Origin of the sequence: Herbidospora mongoliensis (assembly GCF_001570545.1) — a bacterium.
Classification (GTDB): domain Bacteria; phylum Actinomycetota; class Actinomycetes; order Streptosporangiales; family Streptosporangiaceae; genus Herbidospora; species Herbidospora mongoliensis.
On sequence record NZ_BBXD01000017.1, the window covers coordinates 113,281 to 126,941 of the forward strand.

At 69.1% G+C, this 13,661-nt stretch carries 16 protein-coding genes; 7 read left to right on the forward strand and 9 right to left on the reverse strand.

Going from position 1 to position 13,661, the window contains the following annotated elements; translation table 11 throughout:
- Window positions 1-1,119 precede the first annotated feature (1,119 nt).
- Window positions 1,120-1,899, forward strand: coding sequence for a hypothetical protein (locus AW272_RS25125; RefSeq protein WP_157518764.1), 780 nt, complete (start codon window positions 1,120-1,122; stop codon window positions 1,897-1,899).
- 157 nt (window positions 1,900-2,056) lie between these two features.
- On the opposite strand, the gene AW272_RS25130 is transcribed toward AW272_RS25125, so the two are convergent.
- The 5 genes from AW272_RS25130 to AW272_RS25150 all read right to left on the reverse strand — a co-directional run bounded on the left by AW272_RS25130 (window position 2,057) and on the right by AW272_RS25150 (window position 6,532).
- Entirely contained in the window at window positions 2,057-2,470 is a 414-nt protein-coding gene (locus tag AW272_RS25130; RefSeq protein ID WP_245657719.1) for a cupin domain-containing protein, read from the reverse strand.
- Window positions 2,471-2,483: 13 nt separating this feature from the next.
- Window positions 2,484-2,972: a flavin reductase family protein gene (locus tag AW272_RS25135; protein WP_066369848.1), complete on the reverse strand. Its 489-nt coding sequence runs from the start codon at window positions 2,970-2,972 to the stop codon at window positions 2,484-2,486.
- A gap of 395 nt (window positions 2,973-3,367) precedes the next feature.
- The gene (locus tag AW272_RS25140) at window positions 3,368-3,964 is read right to left on the reverse strand and encodes a DedA family protein (protein ID WP_066369850.1); all 597 of its coding nucleotides are present in this window, start codon (window positions 3,962-3,964) and stop codon (window positions 3,368-3,370) included.
- Window positions 3,965-3,974: 10 nt separating this feature from the next.
- Window positions 3,975-5,615 carry a 2-succinyl-5-enolpyruvyl-6-hydroxy-3-cyclohexene-1-carboxylic-acid synthase gene (gene menD / locus AW272_RS25145; protein ID WP_066369853.1) on the reverse strand — a complete coding sequence of 547 codons (1,641 nt, stop codon included), beginning with the start codon at window positions 5,613-5,615 and terminating at the stop codon, window positions 3,975-3,977.
- Window positions 5,612-6,532, reverse strand: a complete 921-nt coding sequence (locus AW272_RS25150; RefSeq protein WP_157518791.1) for an o-succinylbenzoate synthase — start codon at window positions 6,530-6,532, stop codon at window positions 5,612-5,614. The genes menD and AW272_RS25150 overlap by 4 nt, the downstream gene beginning before the upstream one ends.
- 45 nt (window positions 6,533-6,577) lie before the next feature.
- Between AW272_RS25150 and AW272_RS25155 the strand changes: the two genes are divergently transcribed.
- From AW272_RS25155 to AW272_RS25165, 3 genes are all read left to right on the forward strand, one after another.
- Window positions 6,578-7,684, forward strand: a complete 1,107-nt coding sequence (locus tag AW272_RS25155; protein WP_066369854.1) for an AMP-binding protein — start codon at window positions 6,578-6,580, stop codon at window positions 7,682-7,684.
- A 49-nt stretch (window positions 7,685-7,733) separates the two neighbouring features.
- Window positions 7,734-8,033: a hypothetical protein gene (locus tag AW272_RS25160; RefSeq protein WP_066369856.1), complete on the forward strand. Its 300-nt coding sequence runs from the start codon at window positions 7,734-7,736 to the stop codon at window positions 8,031-8,033.
- 158 nt (window positions 8,034-8,191) lie between these two features.
- Complete coding sequence (locus tag AW272_RS25165; protein ID WP_066369858.1) at window positions 8,192-9,418, forward strand: RNA polymerase sigma factor; 1,227 nt, start codon at window positions 8,192-8,194, stop codon at window positions 9,416-9,418.
- A gap of 115 nt (window positions 9,419-9,533) precedes the next feature.
- Here AW272_RS25165 and AW272_RS25170 read toward each other — a convergent pair whose 3' ends face one another.
- A complete protein-coding gene (locus tag AW272_RS25170) occupies window positions 9,534-10,310 on the reverse strand; it encodes a VOC family protein (protein ID WP_066369861.1) in 777 nt (258 codons plus the stop codon).
- A gap of 139 nt (window positions 10,311-10,449) precedes the next feature.
- Entirely contained in the window at window positions 10,450-10,851 is a 402-nt protein-coding gene (locus tag AW272_RS25175; protein ID WP_066369863.1) for a hypothetical protein, read from the reverse strand.
- Window positions 10,852-10,934: 83 nt separating this feature from the next.
- Here AW272_RS25175 and AW272_RS25180 point away from each other — a divergent pair, with 83 nt between their 5' ends.
- Together AW272_RS25180 and AW272_RS25185 are read left to right on the forward strand one after the other, a co-directional pair.
- Window positions 10,935-11,501 (forward strand): TetR/AcrR family transcriptional regulator C-terminal domain-containing protein, encoded by a 567-nt coding sequence (locus tag AW272_RS25180; protein WP_066369865.1) that lies wholly within the window; start codon window positions 10,935-10,937, stop codon window positions 11,499-11,501.
- Between the two features lie 281 nt (window positions 11,502-11,782).
- Window positions 11,783-11,983: a DUF5999 family protein gene (locus tag AW272_RS25185; RefSeq protein WP_066369867.1), complete on the forward strand. Its 201-nt coding sequence runs from the start codon at window positions 11,783-11,785 to the stop codon at window positions 11,981-11,983.
- Between the two features lie 23 nt (window positions 11,984-12,006).
- Here the strand turns inward: AW272_RS25185 and AW272_RS25190 are convergent, their stop codons facing one another.
- Window positions 12,007-12,597, reverse strand: coding sequence for an alpha/beta hydrolase family protein (locus AW272_RS25190; protein WP_066369869.1), 591 nt, complete (start codon window positions 12,595-12,597; stop codon window positions 12,007-12,009).
- A gap of 94 nt (window positions 12,598-12,691) precedes the next feature.
- On the opposite strand from AW272_RS25190, the gene AW272_RS25195 reads away from it, so the two are divergent.
- Complete coding sequence (locus AW272_RS25195; RefSeq protein ID WP_066370432.1) at window positions 12,692-13,030, forward strand: hypothetical protein; 339 nt, start codon at window positions 12,692-12,694, stop codon at window positions 13,028-13,030.
- A gap of 134 nt (window positions 13,031-13,164) precedes the next feature.
- Here AW272_RS25195 and AW272_RS25200 read toward each other — a convergent pair whose 3' ends face one another.
- Window positions 13,165-13,653: a hypothetical protein gene (locus tag AW272_RS25200; protein ID WP_066369871.1), complete on the reverse strand. Its 489-nt coding sequence runs from the start codon at window positions 13,651-13,653 to the stop codon at window positions 13,165-13,167.
- Between the last annotated feature and the right edge of the window lie 8 nt (window positions 13,654-13,661).

The window sequence follows — 13,661 nt, forward strand, 5'->3', positions numbered from 1 at the left end:
GCATTCGCAGTCTGCCAGGGCACCTGAAACCGCGGCCGCTCAAGCCCCGGACCGCCCTCTATACGGTCCAGGGCTTTGCCGTTTGCCCGGACCCTCTCTTCGGCGACGAATCAGCCGACCTTCTGCCCTCAGTGACGCTTTGTGATCATGTCAGCAGTTGTCTACGTCTACGCCTCACGCGCATCTGCACATAGGCGCTGATACGAAGACGCAGACAAACCTGGAGACGATCACTGAAAGTAACGGAAGCCGCCATGTGATCGGCATGCGGGCACCGGGCGTGGAGCCAGGCGTAGGTCGCACTGACCGTTCACGGCGCTGGGGGCGACCGCGTCGGGCACCAGCGAGCAGACTGGGGCTTTCAATGGGCAAACCTTGCACTGATCACCGGATGCGTATCCGGCTTTTGAGACAGGTCATACAGTGCTGCACCACCACGTTGCCGATGCGCTCGGTGTCCTGCCAGTCGTGACGGAAGTGGAACCACCGTTGACGCTCACGTTTCATAAGTGATCGCTTGCGAACTCTCTTTTGCCTGTTCTGCGGACATCAAGCCGAGTTGGTTCAGACCTCGTCAATGCTCCGTAACTGTCAGGTGCCGTGAAGGCATGAAAGAGCCGTCTCCGAACTGGAAGGAGTCAGGAGATTCCCTGCTTGCTGTCCTAAATGTCGTGATCAAACGATCTTTGAAGCGGACATTACGACACAGACCAGCATTCCGCAAGATCATCTTCGGGTTGACTTTATTTGTCCTAAGCGTCGCACTCCGCTTGTCAGCATTCACAGATGGTAAGCATTCGGATGCGCGGAGACCGGGGCGGCGGAAGGAGGCGGCGCCTCAGCCTGGAAGCCGTCCAGTTGCCATCTGGCCGTCAGTTCACCACTCGACTTTGGCACTCTCAGCCTCGCGAATGTACTTCTCTGTTTCGTAGGCGTCCGCTTAAGAAACGGGTCGCTTATGAACAGCGCGCCTGCAGTGGAGGGTCTCTGCGGACATGTTGTCGCGGGGTCCGATTCTTCGCTTACCGGAGGGCGGAGCTACGCTCAGGGAATCTTTCTGCACGCGATCTCCACATCCCCGCAAAGGGTTCTGCACTCAGCTGTGCGAGCATGCCCGGCGTGCCGAGATATGTGGTGATCGCCGTGGTGGCGCTGCTGGTGGCGAGTTGCAGCTCGGGAACGAAGACCGCTCCCGAGATCGCCGGATATGTCGAGACCTATCTGCAGGCGCATCCGGACGTCAAGCGGGCGGCGAAAAAGGGGACCGAGAGCGCCACCGTGGTCATCAAGGGACGCGACCAGGATGTTTTCGCCGATCTGGGCGAGGGCCTGGGTGGACGGCTCATCCGGACGGGCGGCGCCGCATATATGCATATGTCGGGAGAAGAGGTGGCGCCGGGCAAGACCTGGGACAAGATCACCGAAGAGCACGAGCCGTACAACCTGTTCGGCATCGGCGTGGTGACAAGCCAGGCGATGACGCTGGTGAACAGCCACCGGGTGTCCGCGCAGCTGGCAGCACGGGGACGAGCGAGCGGCCCGCTATTCGATGGCGGGCTCGACCGTTATACGGTCACCATCGATGTGCAGGCGGCACTCGACGGATTGGATCTCGTCGCGTTCCCTGAGGTGTACGACCCGCTACCGCTCCGGCAAGACACCGAGACCGAGTACGTCATGGTCCGGGCCGGCGACAAGGCGGCGCAGGCACGGCTGCGTGCGGAGTTGCTCGAGGAGTTCGGCGTGCGGGCCACGTACGACCTTTGGCTTGATGGCCAGGGGCGGCCGGTGCGGCAGCGGCTGACCGCGAAGACCTCGACGGAGATCATCTTTTCCGATTGGGGCGATACGACCGTGACCGCTCCTCCCGCCGATCAGGTTCGGGGGCCGACGGGGTGATCCCTAAAGGTGGAGCAGGCCACCGGAGCAGCCCGCAACAGCACGTTCCACACCCTCTATGAGGCGGTCGACGTCTTCACCCCCGGGCAGGCGGCGACTTCCTGCGGACCCAGGCGCACCGCCCCGAGCGCCGATTCACAGCCGTCCACGTCTCGCTTTAAGAAGTAGGTCCCAACGAAGGCAGGTTCACCACGACCGCCTCCTGGGACGACCGCGCGATCACCACCACCGCCTCCTCGTCGGGCGACGGGTTCTCCTCCCGATGCGGCGTGAACGGCGGAACGAACACGTAATCCCCCGGCGAGGTGTCGATGCGCCGTTCCGCACCGTCCTCCCCCAGGAAGACGAACGACGGGTGCCCGCTGACCACGTAGATCGCGGTCTCGGACTCGCCGTGGTGGTGGTCGGCCGACCGGGTGGACGGGGCCACGTGGGTCTGCCCCATCCACAGCTTGGCCGAGCCGACGGACTGCCCGCTGATGGCGGCCCGCCGGTACATCCCGGATGTCTGCGCCGTCTCGTCGGACAGCCCGGCGGGCACGACGTGGTGCAGCGGTTCGTGAAAGGACAAGCCCTGGGCCCCTTTAGGTGAACGATCCGAAAGTGCCGTCATGGTAGAGCAGCGGCCGCCGCCCGGGGACGGTCTCGCCCTCGGTGATCAGGCCGACGACCAGCCGATGATCTCCCGCCACGAATCGTTCCCTGATCTCACACCGCAGCCACGCCGCCACACCGTGGAGCACGGGTTCGCCGGTGGGCAGCGAGGTGTAGGACGTCTCCGGGCCGAACCTGTCGGCCCCGCTGCGGGCGAACAGCGCGGCCAGGTCCCGCTGGGACTCGCCGAGGATGTGGACGACGAAGCTGTCCCGGTCACGGATCGCGGGCCAGCTGGAGGAGCCGAGCCCGATGCCGAAGGTGACGAGTGGGGGCTCGGCCGAGACCGAGGCGAGCGAGGTGGCGGTGAATCCGACCGGGCCCGCCGTGGTGACCACGGCCACTCCGGCGGCGTGCCGGCGGAAGGCACTGCGGAAGAGGTCGCGGATGTCGGTTCCGGTTTCAGGAGAGACCGTCATGTTTCCATCTCCAGGGAGTTCCGGCGTCTCGGGGCGGCGCCCACCGAGCCGGGGTCGCGGGAAATCCGAAATGGCCGTCATGCTCCTACCTCCGCCGGGCTCCGGACCTCCGCGCGCGGCGCCGGTTCCTCAACAGGATGAAAACCGGGAATCACTGAGGACAGCGCGGCGACCCGCGTGATAGGCAGAGTGAGGGAGGTCTCCCGCCCACCGGTCCCGCCACCCCCGCCGCCACAGGCGGCCGGCACCACCGCATCCGCACCGGACAGGACGGCAAACCGCTTCGCTGGCATGGGGTTCCTCTCGATCAGTTCTCCTCATCGTAGAAATACCCCCAAAACCTGTCAATATAGTAGGGAATATCGCCGCGTCCCGTTACAGCGTGGATTGCCCGATTACGACCGGGTCCGCCGCCGCACCCACACCATGGTCATCACGCCGAACACGACCACCACGACCAGCGCCACCCAGGAGAGCTGATTGAGCCACCGCTCGGCCGCGATGCCCAGGTAGTAGACGACGGCCGTGGTCCCGCCGGCCCACACGATCGCCCCGAGCACGTTCGCGATCAGGAAGCGCCAGTACGGCAGATGCAACGCCCCCGCGAGAGGCCCGGCCAGAATCCGGAGCAGCGCCACGAACCGCCCGAAGAACACCGCCCACACGCCCCAGCGCCGGAACAGCGCCTTGGCCCGGTCGACGTGCGCCGGCCCGAAGTGGCGGGGGAAGCGCCGTCCCAGCCGATCGAACAGCCCCTGGCCGCCCCGATGCCCGATGAAGAACCCGATCGAGTCGCCGACGATGGCCCCGGCGGTCGCGCACCCTCCGACCAGCAACGGGTCGACGATGCCCTTCGCCGCCAGCAGAGCCGCGCTGACCAGCACGATCTCGCCCGGCAACGGGATACCGAGACTCTCGATCCCGACGACGAGACCGACGACGACGTAGATCCAGACGTCCGGAATCGACTCCAGCCACTGTTCGAGGTGCATCTGACTTCCTTCAGCTGATCGCCGCCCGTACGGCGTCGCGCATCGCGACGTGCACCGCCGCGTTGGCGTTCCGGTCGGTGCGGGCCTCCACCAGGCGCATGCCCTCGCCGCGGATCGCCTTCTCCAGGTCGTCGGGATCGGACACGACGCTGTAGGGCGTGCCCGTGGCCGCCGCGAGATATCCGAGGTCGACGCCGTGCGGCGTGCCGAAGATCCGTTCGAAGGAGCCGCCCAGCGACGACTGCGGCAGCAGCGAGAAGATCCCGCCGCCGTCGTTGTTGACCACCACGACGCACAGGTCGGGCCGGGGTTCCCTGGGCCCGATGACCATGCCGTTCTGGTCGTGGAGGAAGGACAGATCGCCCAGCAGCGCGTAGGCGCGCCCGTGGTGCGCCAGCGCCGCCCCGGCCGCCGTCGACACCAGGCCGTCGATCCCGGACGCCCCCCGGTTGGCCATCAGCCGCACCCCGCGCCGGGGCCGCATCGCCTGGTCGAGATCGCGGATCGGCATCGAGGAGCCGCAGAACAGCAGCGACCCGTTGGGGATGATCGCCGCCAGGTCGCGGGCCAGCCGGGGCTCGCTCAGCCCACCGGCGTCGAGCACGTCGTCGATCGCGTGACGGGCGGCCATCTCGGCCCGCCGCCACGCGTTCAGCCACTGGTCGCTCCCGGCCGCCACCGGGATCTCCACGGCCTGCGCGACCTGCGTGGCCGACCGCGTCGGGTCGGGCCACCGGGTCAGGTCGCGGGCGACCACGACGTGTTCCTGGGCCCGCTTCAACCAGGCCAGCATCGGCCGCGACAGGCCGGGACGCCCGAGGGTGACGACCACTTCGGGCTGGTGCGCCTCGGCGAAGCCGGGGGTGCCGAGCAGGAAGTGGTAGGTCGAGATCGCGGTGTCGCCGTAACGGCCGCCGCCGCTGGGCTCCGAGAGCACCGGCCACCCGGCCATCCCGGCCGCCGCGACATAGCGCCGCACGTTGGTCGCGCCGTCGCCGACCACCAGCACGCCGCGCCGGGTCGCCGGGATGTGCAGCGCCGACGACGGCGGCGCCACCCTGGCCCGCACCCACGGCCCGTTCGCGTCGAGCGTCTCGGGCCAGTCGTCGTTCCCGTCGGGTACGAGAGGCTCACGGAACGCCACGTTCAGGTGCACCGGACCGGGATCCCCGGGCCCCTCGGCCCGCTGGTAGGCGCGGCAGGCCAGCGACCGCCAGTAGGCCACCTGCCCCGGACGTTCCTCCGGCACCCCGATCTCGGCGAACCACCGCACGGCCGAGCCGAACAGCTTCACCTGGTCGATCGTCTGGTTGGCGCCGGTTCCGCGCAGCTCAGGCGGCCGGTCGGCGGTCAGCAGCAGCAGCGGAACCCCCGCCTCGCTCGCCTCGATCACGGCGGGATGGAGGTTCGCGGCCGCCGTCCCCGACGTCGTGATCACGGCGACCGGCTTCTCCAGCCGTTTGGCCAGCCCCAGCGCGAGGAACCCGGCCGAGCGCTCGTCGGTCCGCACGTGCAGGCGGATCCGCGGGTCGTCGTGGATCGCCAGTGCCAAGGGCGCCGATCTGGACCCCGGCGCGACCACCGCCTCGGTGACTCCGCACCGCGCCAGCTCATCTGCGAGTACGGTCGCCAGCGCGGTAGCCGGGTTCACACGGCGGCCCCCTCCATGCGCCGAATCCACTCCGGCGACTCGATCTCAAAACGCGCCAGGGCGTCGTCATCAACCTCAGGACGCCGTACGCGGATGACCCCACGCTCTTCGACGAGCGGATCGGCGACGACGTCACCGGCGAGCAGCGACATGGTCCCGAGGCCGCAAGCGTACGGCAATTCCGGCAGCGCGGCGGCCAGCGCCAGCCCCGCCGCCAGGCCCACCGAGGTCTCCACCGCCGACGACACGACGGCCGGCAGACCACACGCCTCGACCACCCGCAACGCGTTGCGCACCCCGCCCAGCGGCTGCACTTTCACCACCGCGATGTCGGCCGCCCCGGCGGCTCTGACCCTGAGCGGATCCTCCGCCTTGCGGATCGATTCGTCGGCCGCGATCGGCACGTCCACCCGCCGCCGGACCCGGGCCAGCTCGTCGAGCGAGGCGCACGGCTGCTCGACGTACTCGAGCGTGAACCGGTCGAGTTCCTTGATCGCGTGGACGGCGGCGTCGACGTCCCAGCCGCCGTTGGCGTCGACCCGGACCTTCCCGCCCGGCCCCAGCGCGTCGCGGACCGCCTCCACCCGGGCGAGGTCGTCGGCCAGCGTCTGGCCCGTCTCGGCGACCTTGACCTTGGCCGTCGAGCATCCCGAGGCCCGCACCATCGCGGCGGCATTCTCCGGCCCGACCGCCGGCACGGTCGTGTTCACCGGGATCGCCTCCCGCAGCGCCGCCGGCCACCCCTCGAACGCGGCCTCCCGGGCGCAGGCCAGCCAGCGCGCGCACTCGGCCGGGCCGTATTCCGGGAACGGCGAGAACTCCCCCCACCCGTGCGGGCCCCTGATCAGGACGCCCTCCCGTGCGGTCTGCCCCCGGAACCGGACCACCATGGGAATCCGGAACACCCGTGGCTCCACGTCACCCTCCCCGCTCTTCCGCACCGGCCCGGCTACCCTGACCACGTGGTCGATCGTCCGGTGCACGCACTTGTCCTGCCGCCAGGTCCCGCTCTCGCCGACGCCGTGGCGTCCGCCCTCGACGGCAGCGGCCCGGCGATCCTGCCGGTCGCGCCATCGTTGCCCGATCCGGCGGTCAAGGCTCTGTTCGACACGCTCCGGCCGACCCATGTCACCACATCGGAGGGCACCAGCGTGCTCCGGGAGGGCGTACCGGCAGCGGAGGACACCGCTGTGATCATCGCCACCTCGGGCTCGACCGGCGTCCCGAAGGGCGTCGAACTGTCGGCGCGGGCCCTGCTGGCCTCGGCGCGGGCCTCGCTCGACCGGATCGGCGCGAAGACCGGCGACCGCTGGCTGTGCTGCCTGCCGCCCTCCCACGTGTCGGGGCTCCAGGTCATCACGCGCGCACTGCTCTGCGGCACCGACCCGATCGTCCACGAGACCTTCGATCCTCTCGCCGTGATGGCCTCCGGCGCCGACCACGTCTCGCTGGTCCCCACGCAGCTCCGCCGCCTGCCCGACGTGGCGGCGTTCACCACGATCCTGCTGGGCGGCGCGGCGGCCGGCCCCGACCTGCTCGACCGCCATCCGAGGATCTTCACCACTTACGGCATGACGGAGACCTGCGGCGGCTGCGTGTACGACGGCATCCCCCTTGACAATGTAGATCTCCAACTGGCCCCCGACGGCCGCATCATGATCGCCGGCCCCGTGCTCATGAACGGCCACCGTCTGGGCCCCCGCCACACCGGCGAGTGGTTCACCACCAACGACCTCGGCGACCTCGCGGACGGTCGCCTGAAGGTCCTGGGCCGGGCCGACGACGTGATCAACACCGGTGGCCAGAAGGTCGTCGCCGGGGTCGTCCAGGGCGTCCTGGCCACCCACCCCAAGGTGCGGGAGGTGGCCGTGATCGGCCGTCCCGATCCCGAGTGGGGGCAGGTCGTGGTGGCCGTCGTGGCGGGCGAGGCGACGCTGGAGGAACTCCGTCGCCATGCCAAATCGGAACTGCCCGCCTATGCGGCGCCGAAGGTATTGATCCAGGTCACGGCACTTCCACTACTCCCCAATGGCAAACCCGATATGGTCGCCATACGGAACCAAGTGTGACAATTATTCGTCTTACGATCAGGTAGCCCCTGACGAAAGGAAACACCCCATGATCCCGACCCCGAAGATGCTGATCTCCGCCGGGATCGTCGGTGTCATCGTCGTCGGTGGCCTGACCGTGGCGGGCGCCGCGGCCGACGGGCGGCTGGAAATCGAGCAGCAGCGTTTGCTCAAGACGGTCGAGGGCAAGGGTGTCAGCGCGACGCCGACCCCCGAACCCGTTCCGTCCAACGTCGTGGTCAGGGAGCTGGAGACCGACCCAGAAGCGGTCAGCGAATACTGGACGCCCGAGAACCTCGAGCAGGCCGAGCCCATGCCGATCCCGCGCGTCGAGGTGACCCTCAACTGACCTACCGCGCCCGTTTTTGTGCGGTTTAGGTAACACGGGAACAAATATCCGGCGTTGGCGTTCTTACTAAGGCAGCCGTGGTGGCGCATGGGCGCCCAGGCATTGCCCAGAACTCATTGACGACGATTTTTGATCTCCGCGAAGGAGGAGGTGTCCTCATGCCCCGAACCGCCGTGGCGTCTACCTCGCCCGCGCGCGAGGCAATTCCGACGACTCTCGACCAGCTCCTGGAGCGAGGCCGGAAGCAGGGTCGCCTTTCCCTGACCGAGCTGCGCGAGGCGTTCGTGAGCGCCGGCGTGAGCGCGACCAAGGCCCGTGGAATCCTGCGGGGTCTCACCGAGGCCGGAGTGAGCCTCGCGGAAACCAGCGAGGACACTTCGAAGGTTACGACCTCTGTCAAGGACGACGACGAGGTCACCGAGGCCGAGGTCGAGGCGGCCGTCGACCTCGACGACAACTCCTCGGCGATGGGCGACTCCGTCCACACCTACCTGAAGTCCATCGGCCGCCGCACCCTGCTCACCGCCGCCCAGGAGGTCGAGCTGGCCCGCCGCATCGAGGCCGGTCTGTACGCCGAATACAAGCTCGACGCGGCCGAGGAGAGCGGCGTGCGGCTGTCCGCCGTCGCGCGCGAGGACCTGGAATGGGTCATCGAGGACGGCCGCCGGGCCAAGGACCACATGCTCGAGGCCAACCTCCGGCTGGTCGTGTCGGTGGCCAAGAAGTACACCGACCGGGGCATGGCCCTGCTCGACGTCGTGCAGGAGGGCAACCTCGGCCTCATAAGGGCCGTGGAGAAGTTCGACTACACCAAGGGCTTCAAGTTCTCGACCTACGCCATGTGGTGGATCAGGCAGGCCATCCAGCGCGGCTTCGCCGACTCGGCCCGGACGATCCGGCTCCCGGTCCACGTACTGGAGATGCTCTCCAAGCTGTCGCGCGTGGAGCGTGACATGCACCAGCGCCTCGGCCGCGAACCCACGCCCGAGGAACTGGCGATCGAGCTCGACCGCACCCCCGACCAGATCGAGGACCTGCTCCGCACCAGCCGCCAGCCGATCAGCCTCGACAGCACCATCGGCGAGGACGGCGAGACCCGCATAGGCGATCTGATCGAGGACGTCGACTCGCTCGAGGCCTCCGAGGTGGTCGACCGGCAGCTGCTGGCCGAGCAGCTCAAGGGCGTGCTGAACAACCTGTCACCGCGCGAGGCCAAGATCATGGCGCTGCGCTTCGGGCTGGCCGACGGCAAGCCCCACACGCTCGACGAGATCGGCAAGCACCTCGGCCTGACCAGGGAGCGCATCCGCCAGCTGGAGAAGGAGTCCCTCTCCAAGCTCCGCCACCCGAGCAACGCCAGGCCGCTGCTCGACTGGGCGAGCTAAGAACCTCCCGGTACGGGGTCACGCCCGCACCGAACCCCCATGCTGGCCCGGCCGCCCATACGGCCGGGCCAGTCACAACGTCGGCTCAGCATGATCGGGCGGCATCCGCCGACCGTTACGAGGTCAGTTCGATCAACGACAGGACCGCCCCCGCGGGATCGACGACAACGGCCGCCCACCCCGAGGGCAGGTCGAAGGGCGGGATCTGCACCGTTCCGCCCAGGTCGGCCACTATGCGGCAGGACTCCTCGCAGTCGGCCACCGCGAAATAGACCATCCAGTGGGGTGGGATCTCCGGTGGCCACGAGTCGGTCATCTCGACCATTCCGGCCACGGTGGTCTTCGACCGTTTCAGGTCGAACTCCGTGTAACTGCCGCTACCGCTGAGAAAAGGCGCCCGGCGGCCGTTCCAGCCGAGGACCTTCCCGTAGAAGGCCGCCGCCTCGTCGGCGTCGCGGGCGGCGAGTTCCGTCCAGCAGAACGCTCCCGGCACCCCGCGCGCGCCCGCGCCTTCCAGGGCGACCGGTTCCCATAACGCGAACTCGGCCCCGGAGGGGTCGGCGAGGACGCTGCGCCAGCCCTGTTCGCGGCCCTCGTCGTAGATCCGCTCGGGCCCGATGAGCACGCTGGCGCCGGCGTCGTCGGCGCGGCGGGTCGACTCGTCGATGTCGTCGGCCGCGATGTGCACCAGCCAGGCCGGTCCGCCGGGACGGGCGGGGCCCAGCCCGGCGACCGGTTCACCGCGCAGCAGCGCCGTGGAGGCGCTGCGGCCGCGCGGCTCGAAGTCCCAGCCGAAAAGGCCGTGGTAGAACTGCTCGCTGAGCGCGAGGTCGGCGGTGCCGACCTCGACCCAGCACGGCCGGCCCGCCGTGTATCTGACCCGTCCGGGCATCTCTCCGGCCTCCCTGACCTGCCAGAGGTCGTCGAGTGACCCGCGTCTCCGGCTTCTCTGACCCCAAGGTAATCCTTAGACGGCGCAGAGTGCCGGTCCGTTGACGCCTCGGATATTCCCGGTAGGTATTACTTCGGCCTCAGCGGGCCGGAGCGGTCGCCGGACGCGGGAGGCGCACGATGCCGGTCAGCCTGTTCTCCTCGCGGAGGGTGCGCAACCGGCTCACCTCCGTGGTCCACATGGCGCCGTCGGGGGTCGCCCTGCCCTTGCGGCGGCGGATGCGGTCGTCGTAGGCCTTCACGCCGAAGACCGCCCGCTGCGCCGCCTCGGCGGCCCGGAGGGCGGCGGTGAGCGCCTGGTCGTAGCCGATCCCGGCGGTTCGCAACTCGGCCCCGGAAGCGCCGGCGGCCCGGCGGGCGCGCAGGTGGGCCTCCGCCTGGCGAGCCTTGTCGAGCAGCTCACCGTAGCTCTTGGAGATCTCCTGGTCGGCGTGGAACCTGACCTCCGCCTCCCGGCTCACCCGCGGACGGAAAAACGCCATCGTCAACCCCTCAGTCCTGATTGAAACGCACTGGTCGACAGCGTAGACCCTCCCCTGTCCGGCCGGGATGGCAGGATGATCGCATGCCGGCCAAGCGACCTCCGACGCCACTCTCGCGCGAACGCATCATCGACGCCGCCCTCCACATCGCCGACGGGCAGGGGCTACGCCGATTGACCATGCGACGGCTGGGCGACGCGCTCCAGGTCGAGGCGATGGCGATCTACCACCACCTCCCCCGGGGCAAGGAAGCTCTGATGGACGCCCTGGCGGAGCATGTGACGGCCGTCCAGCTGGAACCGAGGGAGGCCACCTGGCAGGACATCGCCCGCGACTGGGCCCGCGCCGCGAGGGCCGCCCTGATGGAGCATCCCGGGGTGCTGTCCCTGGCCCTCACCAAGCCACCCAAGGGAATGGCCCTGCTGGCCATGTCGAGTCAGGTCGAACAGCTCAGGGACGCCGGTCTCGACCAGCCCCAGGAGGCGGTCCAGACCCTCCGCGCCTATGTCTACGGGGCCGTCGCGGTCGAGATGCAGGCCTCCGGCTGGGCTGACCCCGACGCCGAGGTGGAGAAGGCGCGGGTGGCCACGGGCGACGCCGATTTCGAGCGCGGGCTGGCGGCGGTGCTGGCCGGGTTGGAAAGCTCGTAACGGGTCATTTACCGAAGTGACGGCGTGTCGCGTCTGGGGTGTTATCGTGCATCGGGCACCCTTGTGTCGTAGGTCACACACATGATCACACCCCCCTACCAGGGTGTGGGCGAAATCGTCCGAACGGGCTATGTCCTTGTGGAGTGACCTGGCGCACACTGGTGTAGGCCAGAAGTGGTGTAGGCCAATTTGCGTCAACTCAACCCCAATACCGCTCGTCCCCCACAGCACTGGGCGGACCCACATCACGAGCGACAAGAGAAAGACACGGAGCCCCGGCGATGTGCCCTCATGAGCCCTGCTGTCCCGTCGCGGAAGCGCAGGACCGCGAAGCCGCCCGAACCGTGGCGGCCCACCCCGAACAAGGGTGGAGCCTCCTCTGCAACGGCGTCGTCCTCTTCGAGGACACCGGCGAGCTGCTCCCCAGCGGCGCGATCATCGCCCCGCACCGGCCGACCGACATGGCCATCACCGCTGCCTGAGCGCGACGTCATTCCACGGGGGATCACCGGCGCGCCACCAGCCAGCGCGCCACCTCCGCCCCCACCAGGGCGGGGTTCTTCCGGAGATCATGATTCTCTCCGGGAAGCACGACCAGCCGTTCCGCGTCCGCCTCATCAGGCACCCCGAACGGATCCCGGTCACCACTGATCACCAGCACCCCCGCCCCCGCGCCGCGCAACTCGGCGACCCGTGACTTCTCCGGGTGACCGGGCGGATGCAGCGGAAACGCCAGCGCCACCACGGCCGTCGCGCCCACCTCCTTGGCGGTACGGCAGGCGACGCGGGCCCCGTTACTCCGTCCCCCCTGCGCGATCGGCAGTCCGGGGAAACGCTCCTTGATCACCGAGGCGATGGCGACCCAGCTCTCGTCCTGTTTGACGGCCGACCCCGGCGCGCGGGCCCCCCGGAGCCGGAACGGCTGCGTGACCCGGGCCACCGCGATGCGGTCGGCGACGCACGCGTCCCGCACCGCGAGCAGGTCGGGCGCGTCCACTCCCCCGGCCGATCCGTGCGTCAGCAGCAGGACCAGACCCGCCGAGCCCGGGTCGTCGATCTCGACCCGACCGGGCCCGTGAGGTGTGCCGATCTCCATATCCGCACGTTATCGCGGTCAACCCGCCGCAGGACCGGCGTGTCATCCGAATGGAGGATGTCGCCCCCGAGGGGGGTGTGTCAGATTTGTGGGCGTGCCTGACACTTCACTTCCGCATGAGGACCTGCGCGCCACTCTGGCGGCCCGCCGCGATCTGGGGCCGGCCTACGAAGACGCCCTGGTCGACTCGTTCATCGAGAAACTCGACAACGAGATCACCGCGCGCGTCCAAGCCGAGGTCGCCCGGCGCCAGGACGTCAAGCCCCCGAAGCCGGACAACAGCCACATCCCCATCGCCCTGGGGTCACTGGGCATCGGCATCCCGCTGACCGCCATCGCCGCCAGCCAGGCCGGCAGCTTCGGCCTGCTCCTGGCCTGGAGCGGCATCGTCCTGGTCAACATGGCCGCCGCCCTGCGCCGCAAGCGCAGCTAGGCCACGGGATCCCAGAATCCGGGTGACCACCAGTACAGGATCGTCCCGTCGGCCGGCCAGGGACGCAGAAGCCGGTCGACGGGTTCGAACCTGTCGATCGTCAGGTCGATGATCCGCAACGCGCTCGGGACGTCTCAGGCCCGGCCACGGCGCATCTCGACCTGGGCCGCCAGGTCGGCGTCCTCGTGGTCGAGGCCGTAGGTCCATACGGTCTCGGCGTCGGCGTCGCGGCCCCGTAGGGGCAGCGTGCGGGCCAGCAGTTCGATGGCCAGGGCCGCCGTGTCGGCGTCCGGCCCCGCCTCGACCGCGACCTCGAACTCGGCGCAGGCCATCTCCAGGTGGGCGATGCCCAGCAGCACGCGCAGTCGCGCCGCGTCGGCGACGCCCGGGACGGCCAGGGCCTGCAGAAGCAGGTCTGCCGCCTCGGCGGGGGCGTTCTCCTCCAGCAGGATCTGGGCCATGCGCTCGGCCGTGACCGACAGACCGACCGCGGCGCTCGCCTGGTCGGGCGCCGCCGCGTCGGAAGCCAGCGTCGCGAAGATCGCCGCCGCGGCGTCGAGATCCCCGGCGTCATAGAGGCGCCGGGCCTCGTCTATCTGCCGTCCGGAGTCGATGGCCGTCATCTCGGGGG

Coding starts and splice junctions, on each gene's coding strand:
- AW272_RS25135 (WP_066369848.1), bottom strand. CDS start 2,972: ATGACGGTCTCTCCTGAAACCGGAACCGACATCCGCGACCTCTTCCGC.
- AW272_RS25140 (WP_066369850.1), bottom strand. CDS start 3,964: ATGCACCTCGAACAGTGGCTGGAGTCGATTCCGGACGTCTGGATCTAC.
- AW272_RS25160 (WP_066369856.1), top strand. CDS start 7,734: ATGATCCCGACCCCGAAGATGCTGATCTCCGCCGGGATCGTCGGTGTC.
- AW272_RS25165 (WP_066369858.1), top strand. CDS start 8,192: ATGCCCCGAACCGCCGTGGCGTCTACCTCGCCCGCGCGCGAGGCAATT.
- AW272_RS25170 (WP_066369861.1), bottom strand. CDS start 10,310: ATGCCCGGACGGGTCAGATACACGGCGGGCCGGCCGTGCTGGGTCGAG.
- AW272_RS25175 (WP_066369863.1), bottom strand. CDS start 10,851: ATGGCGTTTTTCCGTCCGCGGGTGAGCCGGGAGGCGGAGGTCAGGTTC.
- AW272_RS25180 (WP_066369865.1), top strand. CDS start 10,935: ATGCCGGCCAAGCGACCTCCGACGCCACTCTCGCGCGAACGCATCATC.
- AW272_RS25185 (WP_066369867.1), top strand. CDS start 11,783: ATGTGCCCTCATGAGCCCTGCTGTCCCGTCGCGGAAGCGCAGGACCGC.
- AW272_RS25190 (WP_066369869.1), bottom strand. CDS start 12,597: ATGGAGATCGGCACACCTCACGGGCCCGGTCGGGTCGAGATCGACGAC.
- AW272_RS25200 (WP_066369871.1), bottom strand. CDS start 13,653: ATGACGGCCATCGACTCCGGACGGCAGATAGACGAGGCCCGGCGCCTC.